General features: G+C 69.3%; 12 protein-coding genes and 2 pseudogenes. 9 read left to right on the forward strand and 5 right to left on the reverse strand.

From position 1 onward, the window contains the following. Positions 1 to 236 precede the first annotated feature (236 nt). From coaBC to AC2W7C_RS05665, 3 genes are all read left to right on the forward strand, one after another. A complete protein-coding gene (gene coaBC, locus AC2W7C_RS05655) occupies positions 237 to 1,460 on the forward strand; it encodes a bifunctional phosphopantothenoylcysteine decarboxylase/phosphopantothenate--cysteine ligase CoaBC (RefSeq protein ID WP_486000566.1) in 1,224 nt (407 codons plus the stop codon). Positions 1,461 to 1,588: 128 nt separating this feature from the next. Continuing rightward, entirely contained in the window at positions 1,589 to 2,038 is a 450-nt protein-coding gene (gene dut / locus AC2W7C_RS05660; protein WP_486000567.1) for a dUTP diphosphatase, read from the forward strand. A gap of 103 nt (positions 2,039 to 2,141) precedes the next feature. Then, positions 2,142 to 2,504, forward strand: a complete 363-nt coding sequence (locus AC2W7C_RS05665) for a hypothetical protein (protein WP_486000568.1) — start codon at positions 2,142 to 2,144, stop codon at positions 2,502 to 2,504. Positions 2,505 to 2,677: 173 nt separating this feature from the next. On the opposite strand, the pseudogene dapB reads toward AC2W7C_RS05665, so the two are convergent. From dapB to dnaK, 3 genes and pseudogenes are all read right to left on the reverse strand, one after another. Beyond that, a pseudogene (gene dapB, locus AC2W7C_RS05670) lies at positions 2,678 to 3,425 on the reverse strand (4-hydroxy-tetrahydrodipicolinate reductase). Between the two features lie 73 nt (positions 3,426 to 3,498). Next, positions 3,499 to 4,682, reverse strand: a pseudogene (gene dnaJ, locus AC2W7C_RS05675) (molecular chaperone DnaJ). A 243-nt stretch (positions 4,683 to 4,925) separates the two neighbouring features. Continuing rightward, complete coding sequence (gene dnaK / locus AC2W7C_RS05680; RefSeq protein ID WP_486000569.1) at positions 4,926 to 6,842, reverse strand: molecular chaperone DnaK; 1,917 nt, start codon at positions 6,840 to 6,842, stop codon at positions 4,926 to 4,928. A 445-nt stretch (positions 6,843 to 7,287) separates the two neighbouring features. Here dnaK and AC2W7C_RS05685 point away from each other — a divergent pair, with 445 nt between their 5' ends. Beyond that, positions 7,288 to 7,536 (forward strand): hypothetical protein, encoded by a 249-nt coding sequence (locus AC2W7C_RS05685; protein WP_486000570.1) that lies wholly within the window; start codon positions 7,288 to 7,290, stop codon positions 7,534 to 7,536. 58 nt (positions 7,537 to 7,594) lie between these two features. Here AC2W7C_RS05685 and bioB read toward each other — a convergent pair whose 3' ends face one another. Then, positions 7,595 to 8,590: a biotin synthase BioB gene (gene bioB, locus AC2W7C_RS05690; protein WP_486000571.1), complete on the reverse strand. Its 996-nt coding sequence runs from the start codon at positions 8,588 to 8,590 to the stop codon at positions 7,595 to 7,597. A 142-nt stretch (positions 8,591 to 8,732) separates the two neighbouring features. Continuing rightward, entirely contained in the window at positions 8,733 to 9,899 is a 1,167-nt protein-coding gene (locus AC2W7C_RS05695; protein WP_486000572.1) for a metal-dependent hydrolase family protein, read from the reverse strand. Between the two features lie 329 nt (positions 9,900 to 10,228). On the opposite strand from AC2W7C_RS05695, the gene ahcY reads away from it, so the two are divergent. From ahcY to AC2W7C_RS05720, 5 genes are all read left to right on the forward strand, one after another. Further along, positions 10,229 to 11,620: an adenosylhomocysteinase gene (gene ahcY, locus AC2W7C_RS05700; protein WP_486000573.1), complete on the forward strand. Its 1,392-nt coding sequence runs from the start codon at positions 10,229 to 10,231 to the stop codon at positions 11,618 to 11,620. 307 nt (positions 11,621 to 11,927) lie between these two features. Further along, on the forward strand, positions 11,928 to 12,311 hold the full coding sequence (locus AC2W7C_RS05705) for a BlaI/MecI/CopY family transcriptional regulator (RefSeq protein ID WP_486000574.1): 384 nt from the start codon (positions 11,928 to 11,930) through the stop codon (positions 12,309 to 12,311). Continuing rightward, on the forward strand, positions 12,308 to 12,928 hold the full coding sequence (locus tag AC2W7C_RS05710; RefSeq protein WP_486000575.1) for a hypothetical protein: 621 nt from the start codon (positions 12,308 to 12,310) through the stop codon (positions 12,926 to 12,928). The genes AC2W7C_RS05705 and AC2W7C_RS05710 overlap by 4 nt, the downstream gene beginning before the upstream one ends. Positions 12,929 to 12,948: 20 nt before the next feature. After that, positions 12,949 to 13,203 carry a hypothetical protein gene (locus tag AC2W7C_RS05715; RefSeq protein WP_486000577.1) on the forward strand — a complete coding sequence of 85 codons (255 nt, stop codon included), beginning with the start codon at positions 12,949 to 12,951 and terminating at the stop codon, positions 13,201 to 13,203. A 72-nt stretch (positions 13,204 to 13,275) separates the two neighbouring features. Further along, positions 13,276 to 13,557, forward strand: a 282-nt coding sequence (locus tag AC2W7C_RS05720) for a hypothetical protein (protein ID WP_486000576.1), incomplete at its 3' end; no start/stop codon positions are given.

A 13,557-nucleotide genomic window follows, 5' to 3' on the forward strand; every position in this document is an offset into this window, starting at 1 on the left:
CCGCCTGGGCGCCCTCCGCCGTCCGATCACGGGTCTCGACCGCGGAGCCGCCGTCCCCGCAGGCCGCGAGGCCCGCGAGCGCCGCGGAAAGCCCCAAGGCCGCCATCGCTTTGATCATGACACCCTCCAAGGTTGTTTGTCCGCTCAACATTAACCACAGGTTAATCGTTCCTGCAATGTTCCGATTCGCGGAAGCGTCACTCGACGCGGACCGACCGCGTCGCTAGATCAGCGGCATGACCACGGCTTCCCTGTCCGGACGAAAGATCCTGCTGATCGTCGGCGGGGGCATCGCCGCCTACAAGGCGCTGGAGCTGACGCGTCTGCTGAGGAAGGCCGGCGCCGAGGTGATGAGCGTCCTCACCTCCGCCGGAGCCGAGTTCGTGACGCCGATGTCGCTGGCGGCCCTGACCGGCCATCCGGTGCGCCAGGCCCTGTTCATGCCCGAGGACGAGACGGCCATGGGCCATATCGAGCTGTCGCGCTGGGCCGACCTGGTGGTGGTCGCTCCGGCGACCGCCGGCCTGATCGCCAAGGCCGCGAACGGCCTGGCCGACGACCTGGCCTCCACCACCCTGCTGGCCACGGACAAGCGAGTTCTCCTGGCTCCGGCGATGAATGTGCGGATGTGGCTGCATCCGGCCGTCCAGGCCAATGTCGAGCGGCTGAGGGGCTTCGACGGCTTCCACGGCGTCGCGGTGGTCGGCCCCGACGAGGGCGAGATGGCCTGTGGCGAGTTCGGCCCGGGCCGGATGGCCGAGCCGGGGGCGATCCTGGAGGCGATCCAGGGCCTGCTGGACGGCCCCGACGGACGGCCTCTGACCGGGCGCACGGCGGTGGTCACAGCCGGTCCGACGTTCGAACCGATCGACCCGGTGCGCGGCCTGACCAACCGATCCAGCGGCAAGCAGGGCTACGCCATCGCCGAGGCCCTGGCGGCCCTGGGCGCGAAGGTGACCCTGGTGTCCGGCCCGGTGGCGCTGTCGGCCCCGCCAGGCGTGGACCGGGTCTGGGTCGAGACGGCGCGCGAAATGCAGGCGGCGGTCCAGAAGACGCTTCCGGCGGACATCGCGGTGATGAGCGCCGCGGTCGCCGACTGGCGGGTCGACGGCGTGGCCTCGGGCAAGATCAAGAAGGCGCCGGGCGGGCCGCCCTCGCTGGCGCTGATCGAGAATCCCGACATCCTGGCGGGCGTTTCGGCCCCCGGGAAGGCGCGGCCCAAGCTGGTCGTGGGCTTCGCGGCCGAGACCGCGGACCTGGAGAAGAACGCGCGGGCCAAACTGTCCCGCAAGGGCTGCGACTGGATCGTGGGCAACGACGTATCCGATGACGTATTCGGGGCCGACGGCAATGCGGTGACCCTGTTCACGCGAGACGGCGGCGCGGAGAGCTGGCCGCGCCAGTCCAAGACCGCGGTGGCCCGGAAACTAGCCGCCCGTATCGCCGATCACCTCGGCTGAGGACTGATTTCCACAGCTTGTCCACAGAGACAATTCGGGCGCGACATGCGAGACAGCGCGCCCCCGACAAGCGCGATAAGAACGACAGGCGAGACATGCCGGTTTCGCCGCAGGGACAACGCCACATCATGACCACCGTCCGCGTCGAACGCCTGCCGCACGCCGATGGCCTGCCGCTTCCGGCCTATGAGACCTCAGGCTCGGCGGGGATGGACCTGCGGGCGGCGGTGGCGGACGACCAGCCGCTGACCCTGGAGCCGGGCGCGCGGGCGCTGGTCAAGACCGGGCTGAAGATCGCCCTGGAGCCGGGATACGAGGCCCAGGTGCGGCCCCGTTCGGGCCTGGCCCTGAAGCACGGGATCACCTGCCTTAACTCGCCGGGGACCATCGACAGCGACTATCGCGGCGAGGTGGGCGTGATCCTGATCAACCACGGCCAAGAGCCGTTCGTGATCCGGCGCGGCGAGCGCATCGCCCAGATGGTCATCGCCCGGCACGAGCAGGCCGAGATGGTCGAGGTTCAGGCGCTGGACGAGACCGCACGGGGCGCGGGGGGCTTCGGCTCGACGGGCCGGTAGCGCGCGCGTCACCTTGCGAAATGCCCGGCCGGGAGCCAATCCTGACCATCGGCGTTAACCCTGCTTCCCGGCCAAGCTAGGCCATAAGACGAGGTCCCGGCGCATGGACTCCCTCATCGATCCGATCACCGCCTTCCTGTCGGGCCTGCTCAATCTGGCCCAGGGCGGTTTCGACGGCGTCAACCAGGTCCTGGGCCTGATCATCGCGGTGATCGCGGCGCTGCTGATGCCGGCGTGGAGCCGGCTCTGGGGTTCGGCCCTGGGGGCGGCGCTGGTCCATATCCTGATCGGCGTCGTGCGTCCGGTGCTGGACGGCGGGGCGTTCGCCCTGCCGCCCCTGCTGACGGTGAGCTTCTGGATGACGGTGCTGGCCCTGTTCCTGGGCTATGCGATCGTCATCGCCCTGTTCTTCTTCCTCAAGACGCTGGTGACCGGCGGCGGGCGCAGGGCGAAGCACGCGCATTGAACCGTTCCTCCCCCTTGGGGGAGGGGGACCGCGAAGCGGTGGAGGGGTGTTGGACCGCGCTCGCTGTCGACGCCCCTCCACCATCCTTCGGATGGTCACCCTCCCCTGAAGGGGAGGAATGGCGCTCAAGCAGCGAGCGACCGTGTCGCGAGCGATAGCGCCCCGACTGACCGTCAAGCCTGCCGGAAGCCCAGCACGTCCTGCATGTCGTAGAGCCCCGGCTTGCGATTTCGAACCCAGGCGGCGGCGGCGACGGCGCCCTTGGCGAAGAGGGAGCGGTCGATGGCCGAGTGGCTGAGGGTCAGGACCTCGTCATCCGAAGCGAACAGGACGGTGTGCTCGCCGATGATCCCGCCGGCGCGGGTGGAGGAGAAGCCGATCTTGCCGGTCTCGCGCGGTCCCGTGATGCCGTCCCAGGGTGCGGTGCGGACGTCCTCCAGGTCCTCGCCCCGGCCGTTGGCCGCAGCCTCGCCCAGCATCAGGGCGGTGCCGGACGGGGCGTCGGCCTTGCGGCGATGATGGGCCTCGGCGATCTCGATGTCCCAATCGCGGGCATCCAGACGCTGGGCGGCGTGCTCGACCAGGCCGATCAGGATGTTGACGCCCAGCGAGAAATTGCCGCTGCGGACGATGGCGATCTTCTGGGCGGCCTTCAGGATCTCGGCGTCCTGTTCCGGCGTCAGGCCGGTGGAGCCGATGACCAGGGCGGGCCGCGCGCGCGGCGCAGGCCTGGGCCAGCTCAACCGAGGCGTCCGGCGTGGAGAAGTCAATGATCACGTCGCACAGCGACAGGTCCGGCGTTTCGCCGCGGTCGAAGCGAGCCGAGACCACCACGTCCTCGCGGGCGTCCAGGACCGCCGAGACGGCCCGGCCCATGCGGCCCCGCGCGCCCGAGATGCCGGCGTGGAAGATGGCGCTCAAATCAGACCCCCGAACCGTTCGTCCGCATAGTGAAGGCTTTCCGCGCGCCCGTCATCCCGGGCGAGGTCGACGACTACTGGGCCTGTTCAGAGCCCAGGATGTCGGCCCAGAAGCGCTTGGCCTTGCCGGTGAAGGACGAGTTGCGCGGCGTCTGGGTGTCGCCCAGCGAGGCGGCCAGTTCCTCCAGCAGCTCCTTCTGGCGCGGGGTCAGGTCGGTGGGGGTCTCGACGAACAGCTCGACCACCAGGTCGCCGCGCTGGCGGCCGTTCAATGGGGCATGCCCTTGCCCTTGATGCGCACGGTCTTGCCGGTCTGGGCCCCGGCGGGGACAGAGACGGGCGCCTTGCAGCGGCCGTCGCAGGCCTCGGACACCAGGCAGGGGGCGTCGATCTCGCCGCCCAGGGCCGCGGTGGTCATGGACACAGGCACGGTGACCAGGAGGTCCAGGTTGTCGCGCTCGAACAATTCATGAGGCGTGACCGAGATGAAGACATAGAGGTCGCCGCGCGGGCCGCCGCGCTGGCCGGCGTCGCCCTCGCCCGACAGGCGGATGCGCGAGCCGTCGTCCACGCCCGCGGGGACCTTCAGGTTCAGGACCCGGTTCTTGCGAACCTGGCCGTGGCCGTGGCAGCCGGTGCAGGTGTCGGCCTGGGACAGGCGGCTGCCCTGACCGCCGCAGTGCGGGCAGGTGCGCTCCATCTGGAAGAAGCCGTTGGCCGAGCGGATCCGGCCGGCGCCGCTGCAGGTCGAGCAGGTCGTCGGCTTGGCGCCCTTCCTGGCGCCCGAGCCGTCGCAGCTGTCGCAGGTGGCGGTGGTGGGGACCGAGATCTCGACGTCGGCGCCCTTGTAGGCCTGCTCCAGCGTGATCTCGAGGTCGTAGCGCAGGTCCGAGCCGCGCCGGGGGCCGGCCTGGCGCGCGCCGCCGCCGCGGCCGCCGAAGACGTCTCCGAAGGCGTCGCCGAAGACCTGGGAGAAGATGTCGTTGACGTCGGCGAAACCCTGGCCCTGGCCGAAGGGGTTGCCGCCCGCGCCGCCGTTCACCCCGGCATGGCCAAAGCGGTCGTAGGCGGCGCGCTTCTGGTCGTCGCTGAGCACGGTGTAGGCCTCGGAGATCTCCTTGAAGCGCGCCATGGAGTCTTCGCAGCCGCCGTTGCGGTCGGGATGGTGCTGCATCGCCAGCTTGCGATAGGCCGACTTCAGGCCGGCGGCGTCGATCGTCCGTTCGACGCCCAGAACCTCGTAATAGTCTCGCGCCATCCGGCGTTCGTCCTCTTACTCTTCGCTCTCGCCCAGCGCCTGTTCCGGCGTCTGAAGCGAAGCGGTGACCGGGCTGACATGGGCGCCCGATCGGCTGATGCAAGTTTGAGTCCTCCCCCCGGCGAAGCAAAGGGGGAGGGGGACCGCCCGAAGGGTGGTGGAGAGGTGGTTTCAGCGCACGCGGCCGTCACCCCTCCACCGCTTCGCGGTCCCCCTCCCCCGATGGGGGAGGAACGCCTCCGTTTACGCGCTCTTCTTGTCGTCGCCGGCGGCGTCGTCCGAGACTTCCTCGAACTCCGCGTCGACCACGCCGTCGTCGGCCGGGGCTTCGGACGAAGCGCCCTCGCCTCCGGCGTTCTGGGCGGCGTACATGGCCTCGCCGAGCTTCATCGAAGCCTGGGCCAGGGTGTTGGTCTTCTCGCGGATGGCTTCGGGATCGGAGCCGTCGCGGGCCGATTTCAGGTCGTCCAGGGCGGTCTGGATGGCCGCCTTCTCGGTGTCGCCGACCTTGTCGCCGTGTTCGGCCAGGGCCTTTTCAGTGGAGTGGATCAGGGCGTCGGCCGAGTTCTGGGCCTCGACCAGCTCCTTGCGGGCCTTGTCGGCCGCGGCGTTGGCCTCGGCTTCCTTGACCATCTTGTCGATGTCGGCGTCCGACAGGCCGCCGTTGGCCTGGATGCGGATCGACTGCTCCTTGTTGGTCGCCTTGTCCTTGGCGGTGACGTGCACGATGCCGTTGGCGTCGATGTCGAAGGCGACCTCGATCTGCGGCATGCCGCGCGGGGCCGGCGGAATGCCCATCAGGTCGAACTGGCCCAGCATCTTGTTGTCCGAGGCCATCGGACGCTCGCCCTGGAAGACCCGGATCGTCACGGCCGACTGATTGTCGTCGGCGGTCGAGAAGGTCTGGCTCTTCTTGGTCGGGATGGTGGTGTTGCGTTCGATCAGCGGGGTGAAGACGCCGCCCAGGGTTTCGATGCCCAGGGTCAGGGGCGTGACGTCCAGCAGCAGCACGTCCTTGACGTCGCCCTGCAGCACGCCGGCCTGGACCGCGGCGCCCAGCGCCACGACCTCGTCGGGGTTCACGCCCTTGTGGGGCTCCTTGCCGAAGAAGGCCTTCACGGCCTCCTGAACCTTGGGCATGCGGGTCATGCCGCCGACCAGCACCACTTCGTCGATGTCCGAAGCCTTCAGGCCCGCGTCCTTCAGCGCCTTGGCGCAGGGCTCGATGGTGCGCTGGACCAGGTCCTCGACCAGCGCCTCGAGTTTGGCGCGCGACAGCTTGATGTTCAGGTGCAGCGGGCCCGAGGCGTTCATGGTGATGAACGGCAGGTTGACCTCGTACTGGGTGGTCGAGGACAGCTCCTTCTTGGCCTTCTCAGCCTCTTCCTTCAGGCGCTGAAGCGCGAGCTTGTCCTGGCGCAGGTCGACGCCCTGCTCCTTCTTGAACTCGTCGGCCAGGTAGTCGACCAGGCGCAGGTCGAAGTCCTCGCCGCCCAGGAAGGTGTCGCCGTTGGTCGACTTCACCTCAAAGACGCCGTCGCCGATCTCCAGGATCGAGACGTCGAAGGTGCCGCCGCCCAGGTCGTAGACCGCGATCTTCTGGCCGTCGTTCTTCTCCAGGCCATAGGCCAGGGCGGCCGCGGTCGGCTCGTTGATGATGCGCAGGACTTCCAGGCCGGCGATCTTGCCGGCGTCCTTGGTGGCCTGGCGCTGGCTGTCGTTGAAATAGGCCGGGACGGTGATGACGGCCTGGGTGACCTTTTCGCCCAGGTAGGCCTCGGCGGCCTCCTTCATCTTGCCCAGGGTGTAAGCCGAGATCTGCTGGGGCGAATAGTCCTTGCCGTGGGCCTTGACCCAGGCGTCGCCGTTCGGACCCTTGACGATGTCGTAGGGCACCATGCCCTTGTCCTTCGCCACGACGGGATCGTCGTAGTTGCGGCCGATCAGGCGCTTGATGGCGAAGAAGGTGTTGGCCGGGTTGGTCACGGCCTGGCGCTTGGCGGGCTGGCCGACGAGGACTTCGCCGCCGTCCTGAATGGCGACGACCGAGGGAGTCGTGCGCGCGCCTTCAGCGTTTTCAATGACCTTGGGGTTCTTGCCGTCCATGACGGCCACGCACGAGTTGGTGGTGCCCAGGTCGATGCCGATGATCTTGGCCATGGTCTTTGTCTTCACTCCATTACAGCGGGCGATGCGGCGGCCTTGTAGAGCGAAGCGCCGCGCGTGACCGCCCCCGTTTCTCAGGTTGTGGTCGTGGGTGGATGCCGCAAACCCCCACGTGCAGCGGGGTTTTCCGACGGGTTGTCGCCGATATGGGAAACACCCCCCCGCCTGCAAGCCCTTAATGTCCCGCGGGCGTGATTCCCCCGTCAGGCTCCGTCAGGCGACACCGGCCCAAGCCTCGCCTATAACGGCGTCATCAGGAGGCCGCACGGGCTCTCCGGGGAGAAACAGATGACCGTTTTCAAAACCGTCGCCCGCGCCGCGCTGATCGCCGCCGCCTGGCTCCGCCTCTGTCGCGACCGCCGAACCGCTGATCTCGGCCGACAAGGCCGCCGTCACGACCGCGGCCGCCGGACAGTCGCGCGACGGCTATAACCGCCGGGTGCGCATCCACAATCAGACCGGCTGGACGATGACCCACTTCTACGCCTCGGACTCGCGCGTCGACGACTGGCAGGAGGACATGCTGGGCTCGAGCGTGCTGGCCGCCGGATCCAGCATCGTGATGAACATCGACGACGGCTCGGGCGCCTGCCTGTACGACTTCAAGGCTCGCTTCACGAACGGCCAGGAACTGACCCGCTTCCGGGTCAACGTCTGCGAGATCGCCGACTACTACTACACCCGCTGATCCTCGGAAGAGGACGCCCCCAGCCGCTCCCCGCCCGCGCGGGGAGGCGGCTTTCGTTTCAGGCGGCGGCTTCGGCCGGCACGGGCTCCATCGGACGCAGATCCAGGAGGGCGAACAGCGCGGCGTCCTCGTCCTGCTCGGGGTTGGGCGTGGTCAGCAGCTTGCCGCCGACGAAGATGGAGTTGGCGCCGGCCAGGAAGCACAGGGCCTGCATCTCCGGGCTCATGGTCTCGCGGCCGGCGGACAGGCGCACCATCGCCCTGGGGCAGACGATGCGGGCCACCGCGACCGTGCGGACGAACTCGATCGGGTCGATCTCGCCCTCCTTCTTCACCCGGTCGCCCAGCGGCGTGCCGGTGACCGGGACCAGGGCGTTGACCGGCAGGCTGTCGGGGTGTTCCGGCAGGGTGGCCAGGGCGTGCAGCAGGCCGGCCCGATCACGCCGGGCCTCGCCCATGCCGACGATGCCGCCGCAGCAGGTCGACATGCCCGCGTCGCGCACGTGCTGCAGCGTGTCCAGCCGGTCCTTGTAGGTCCGGGTGGTGACCACCTGGGCGTAGTACTCGGGCCCGGTGTCGAGGTTGTGGTTGTAGTAGTCCAGGCCGGCGGCCTTCAGTTGTTTCGCCTGGTCGGCGGTCAGCATGCCCAGGGTGGCGCAGGTCTCCAGACCCAGGGCCTTCACGCCCGAGATCATGGCCGCCAGCTTGGGCGTGTCGCGGTCCTTCAGCTCGCGCCAGGCCGCGCCCATGCAGAACCGGCTGGCCCCGCCGGCCTTGGCCGCCATGGCCTCGGCCAGGACGACCTGCGCATCCATCAGCTTCTCGGCCTTCAGCCCCGTGTCGAAACTGGCGGATTGCGAGCAGTAGCCGCAGTTCTCGGCGCAGCCGCCGGTTTTGATCGAGAGCAGTTGGGACTTCTGGACCTCGGACGGATCGAACCAGGCGCGGTGAACGGTGGCGGCGTCGTAGACCAGCTCCATGAAGGGACGCGCGAAGAGGGCTTCGACTTCCTGGAGGGTCCAGTCGTGGCGGGGCGTGGCGAGATCACGGGTCATGACGGGTTCCTAGACCCGCCCGTCCGAACCGCCAAGCCCAGTCCAACAGGCATACATCGGTACGGACCTTGTCCTCCCGGCCGAAACTTCGCTTCGGCCGGGAGGACAAGGCGTCAAGACGATCAGTGACTTTGGATTGGGACTACGGCTCGTCCCGATAGACCCGTCCATCGCGCATGACGAAATCCACGTCGGTCAGGACCGTGACGTCGGCCAGGGGATCGCCGTCGACGGCGATGAGGTCGGCGCGCTTGCCCGGCTCCAACGTGCCGATCTCCGAGGCGAGGCCCAGCAGGTCGGCGGCGTTGACGGTGGCGGCCTGGATCGCGGTCATCGGGTTCATGCCGTGCTGGACCATCAGGGCGAACTCGTCGGCGTTGCGGCCGTGCTTGGACACCCCCGCGTCGGTGCCGAAGGCGATACGGACCCCCGCCGGGGCCGCCCGTTCCAGCGACCGTCCGGTGATCTCGATCCGCCAGCGGATCTTGGGCAGGACCTCCGGAGAATAGGCGTTCGGGTCGGCGGCCAGGCGCTCGATGTAGCCGTTCACGGTCGACAGGGTGGGCACGTAATAGGCGCCGGATTCGCGGAACAGCCGCAGGGTGTCGTCGTCGAAGACGGTGCCGTGCTCGATGGAATCCGCGCCCAGGCGCAGCGCCATGTTGATCCCGTCGGCGCCGTGGGCGTGGACCGCGACCTTCAGGCCGTACAGATGGGCGGTCTCGATCAGGGCGCGGGCCTCGTCCTCGAACATCTGGGCGCCGACGCCGGCGCCGATGCGGCTGTTCACACCGCCGGTGGTGGCGATCTTGATGACGTCCGCGCCGCGGCCGACCTGGATGCGCACGGCCTCGCGGCAGCTTTCGACGCCGTTGCAGACGTTGTCGTGAGGGATGACCTCGCGGAGATCGTCGTTGAAGCCCAGCCGGCCGTCCATGTGGCCGGAGGTGGTCGAGATGCTGTTTCCGGCGTCGACGATGCGTGGGCCGGGCAGGCGGTGGGCGGCGGTCTCGTCGGCCAGGGCCAGGGTGACGCCGCCGTCGTCGCCGAGATTGCGCACGGTGGTGAAGCCCGCCATCAGCGTCTTGCGGGCGTTCTCGGCCGCCCGATAGGCGTGGGCCGGAAGGGTCTCCGTCACGCCGGACAGGAACCCCGCCTGACCGCCCAGGTCCGAGACCAGGTGGACGTGGCTGTCGATCAGGCCCGGCAGGACGAAGCGGTCGCGCTGGTCGATCACCGTCGCGCCGAGGAAGGCCGAGGCGTCGACGAAGCCGTCGCGGACCTCGACGACGCGGCCGTCGCGGATCACCAGGGTGGAGGGGCCGCGGGCCGCTTGCCCGGGGCGGATCCAGCAGCCGGCCGGCCTGGACCAGGGTCACGGGCCCCTCGGCCGGCGCCTGCGCCAGGACCGAGCCGGAAAGGATCATCGCCGCGGCCACGCCCGCGACACCCGCCGTCAACCGATGCATGTCCGCCTCCAACCTGTTCCTGGCCTTGTTAGAGCGCAGATCGCCAGGCCTGGACAACCCGCCGGCCCGCCAGCGCCGGCAAAACGCATAAGGATGTCTTTATATGTTTCTTGCCCGCAGGAGGGCGGCGGTCTATAGCCGCGCGCGAACAACCGACCGGAACCGACCCATGACCGACTACATCGTGCGCGACATCTCGCTGGCCGACTACGGCGACAAGGAGATCGCGATCGCCGAGACCGAAATGCCCGGCCTGATGGCCCTGCGCGCGGAATACGGCGCGGCTCAGCCGCTGAAGGGCGCGCGGATCGCCGGCAGCCTGCACATGACGATCCAGACCGCGGTCCTGATCCAGACGCTGGAGGCCCTGGGCGCCGAGGTCCGCTGGGCCTCGTGCAACATCTTCTCGACCCAGGACCACGCCGCAGCCGCCATCGCGGCCTCGGGCACCCCGGTGTTCGCCGTCAAGGGCGAGACCCTGGTCGAGTACTGGGACTACGCCCACAAGATCTTCGAATGGGCCGACGGCGGCTATCCGAACCTGATCCTGGACGACGGCGGCGACGCCACCCTGCTGTGCGTGCTGGGGCCCAAGGCCGAGAAGGACCCTTCCGTCCTGGACAACCCGACCAACGAGGAAGAGGAAGCCCTCTACGCGGTCATGAAGCGGTATCTGAAGGAGAAGCCCGGCTTCTACTCGGCGATCCGCGACGCCATCGGCGGCGTGTCGGAAGAGACCACCACGGGCGTGCACCGCCTGTACCAGATGGCCGAGCGCGGCGAACTGCCGTTCCCGGCGATCAACGTCAACGACAGCGTGACCAAGTCCAAGTTCGACAACCTGTACGGCTGCCGCGAGAGCCTGGTGGACGCCATCCGCCGGGGCACCGACGTGATGCTGTCGGGCAAGGTGGCGGTGGTCTGCGGCTATGGCGACGTGGGCAAGGGCTCGGCCGCCTCGCTGCGCCAGGGCGGCGCCCGGGTGATCGTCACCGAGATCGACCCGATCTGCGCCCTGCAGGCGGCCATGGAAGGCTATGAGGTCCAGACGCTGGACGACGCCGTGGGCCGCGCCGACATCTTCGTCACCGCCACGGGCAACAAGGACGTCATCACCGTCGACCACATGCGGGCGATGAAGAACAACGCCATCGTCTGCAACATCGGCCACTTCGATTCCGAGATTCAGGTCGCCGGCCTGAAGAACTTCAAGTGGGACGAGATCAAGCCCCAGGTGCACCACATCGAGTTCCCCGACGGCAAGAAGATCATCCTGCTGTCCGAGGGCCGTCTGGTGAATCTGGGCAACGCCACGGGCCACCCGTCGTTCGTGATGTCGGCGTCGTTCACCAACCAGACGCTGGCCCAGATCGAGCTGTGGACCAACGCGGCCAAGTACGAGAACGCGGTCTACACCCTGCCCAAGCACCTGGACGAGAAGGTCGCCTTCCTGCACCTGGCCAAGCTGGGCGCGACGCTGACCACGCTGAAGCCCGAGCAGGCCGCCTACATCGGCGTGCCGGCCCAGGGCCCGTTCAAGCCCGAGCACTACAGGTACTGAGGCGTCACGCTCGCCGTCCGAGCGAGCGGTTCGCCAGGAGCCGCGGAAATCGAGGGCCGGGGGCGTTTCGCTTCCGGCCCTTTTTCGCGTCGGGCGACCAAGCCTGTCGGTCTCCATGGAGAGACCTTCCCCGCCGCGCGGGGCGAGCCGGACCGAAGGGGCCGCGACCACCATTCATTTAGGGAAACGCGACCGCCGGAGGGGGATGCGGGTTCGCTTCTCGGCGACCCGGGGCGGCGTCCGCGACAGTTGACGCCTATTGGTTACAATTGTAGCGTCTGCATGACAGATATAGCGAAGAACCGCCATGACCGAACCCGCCGCCCCCACGGACGCCGAACTTGACCTGCTGAAATGCTTCTGGCGCGACGGCGATCTGAGCGCGCGCGAGGTGCAGCTCCGTATCGCCGACGGGCTGGGCTGGACGTCGTCGACCACCCGGACGGTGCTTGAGCGGATGCGAGCCAAGGGCCTGTTGGCGCGGCGCGAGGTGCACGGCGTCGCCGTCTATTCCGCGCGTCAGCCGAAAGTGGCGGTGATCGGCGGGCTGATGAAGCGGATGTCGGCGATCCTGGAGATCGACGGCCCCCTGCCCGCGGCCGCCTTCTCGGGCAGCCAGTTGCTGACCGCCGAGGACATCGCCGCGCTGAAGGCGGCGCTCGAGGCCGACGCCAAGGCGGACGAGCCATGAACGCCCCCGAGCTTGTGGCCCTGTCGCTGGCGCTTTCGGTCGCCGTGGCGGCCCTGGGCTGGATCGTCGGCCGCGGAGTCGAAGCGGCCAGCGGTGATCCGCGCCTACGGGAACGGACCTGGACCGCCGCGCTCGCGGCGCCCCTCCTGTCGCCCCTCCTGGTCGGGCTGATGCTGCTGACACCGGCGCCGGTGCGCGAAGTCGCGACGAAAGCGCCGATCCTCGCCGCGCCTCCGGTCGCTCCGACGGTGGTCTTGCCCGGCGGGTCCGCGCTCTCCCTCGATGCGGGCTGGATCGCCTGGGCCGTGATCGCGCTGGCGGCGGGACTGACGCTGACCCGGCTGACGTCCCTGACGCTGCGCGCGGCGCGGCTGGGCCGCCTGGTCCGCCGGAGCCGGAGCGCCGACCTCGCGGCGACGGACTTCGTCGCCGCGACGGCGCGGGAGATGGGTGTGACCGCCCCGCTGGTCCGGGTGAGCGCCGAGACCGCCGAACCGTTGCTGGCCGGCCTGGGACGGGCGCGGCTGATCCTGCCCTTGGAGCTGTCCCAGGACCTGAACGCCCGGCCGACGGACCCGACGGCGCGCGCGTCGTCGCCCATGAACTGGCGCACCTGAGGCGGGGCGACCACCGGACGATATGGGCCGAAGAGGCCCTGACGGCGCTGCTGGCGGTCAACCCCCTGACCCTCGCTCTGCGCGCCCGCCGCGCCGCCGCCCGGGAAGAAGCGTGCGACGCCCTGGCCCTGGCCGGCGCGACGACCGAGACCCGGCGCGCCTACGCGCAAACCCTGATCGAGGCCCTGCGGACGTGCGCCGCACCGCAGGGGCCGGGCGTCCTGCCCGCCCTCACCTTCACCGCGCCGGAAGGACCACCGCCATGCATCGCCTGAAAGCCGATCCTTGTCCCACCCGCTCCCGCCGGCCGTCACGTCCGCCTAATCGCCGCCGCGGCGAGCCTGGGAGTGCTGGCCGCCATGGGCGGAGCCACCGTCGCCCTGGCCAGCCAACGCGAGCCCGAGACTCGCCCGGCGCGTTCCGCCGCGGCGGAGCAGGAGACGGTGTTCGTCACCGCGAACGGAACCCGGACTCTCCAAGCGCCCGTCGCCGAGGAGCGGGAGGTCGTGTTCGTCACGGCGAACGGAACCGTGACCCGACAGGCGGCGCCGACGCCGCCCCGCCGTGCATCCCCGACCGGATTCGGCCCGCGCCCGGGGCTCCGGCGCGCGATGTTCAGTGACGCGCGC

The organism is Brevundimonas sp. CURTG3B2_SDJG (assembly GCF_057364705.1).

Coding starts and splice junctions, on each gene's coding strand:
- dut (WP_486000567.1), top strand. CDS start 1,589: ATGACCACCGTCCGCGTCGAACGCCTGCCGCACGCCGATGGCCTGCCG.
- AC2W7C_RS05710 (WP_486000575.1), top strand. CDS start 12,308: ATGAACGCCCCCGAGCTTGTGGCCCTGTCGCTGGCGCTTTCGGTCGCC.
- bioB (WP_486000571.1), bottom strand. CDS start 8,590: ATGACCCGTGATCTCGCCACGCCCCGCCACGACTGGACCCTCCAGGAA.
- dnaK (WP_486000569.1), bottom strand. CDS start 6,842: ATGGCCAAGATCATCGGCATCGACCTGGGCACCACCAACTCGTGCGTG.
- AC2W7C_RS05665 (WP_486000568.1), top strand. CDS start 2,142: ATGGACTCCCTCATCGATCCGATCACCGCCTTCCTGTCGGGCCTGCTC.
- coaBC (WP_486000566.1), top strand. CDS start 237: ATGACCACGGCTTCCCTGTCCGGACGAAAGATCCTGCTGATCGTCGGC.
- AC2W7C_RS05705 (WP_486000574.1), top strand. CDS start 11,928: ATGACCGAACCCGCCGCCCCCACGGACGCCGAACTTGACCTGCTGAAA.
- ahcY (WP_486000573.1), top strand. CDS start 10,229: ATGACCGACTACATCGTGCGCGACATCTCGCTGGCCGACTACGGCGAC.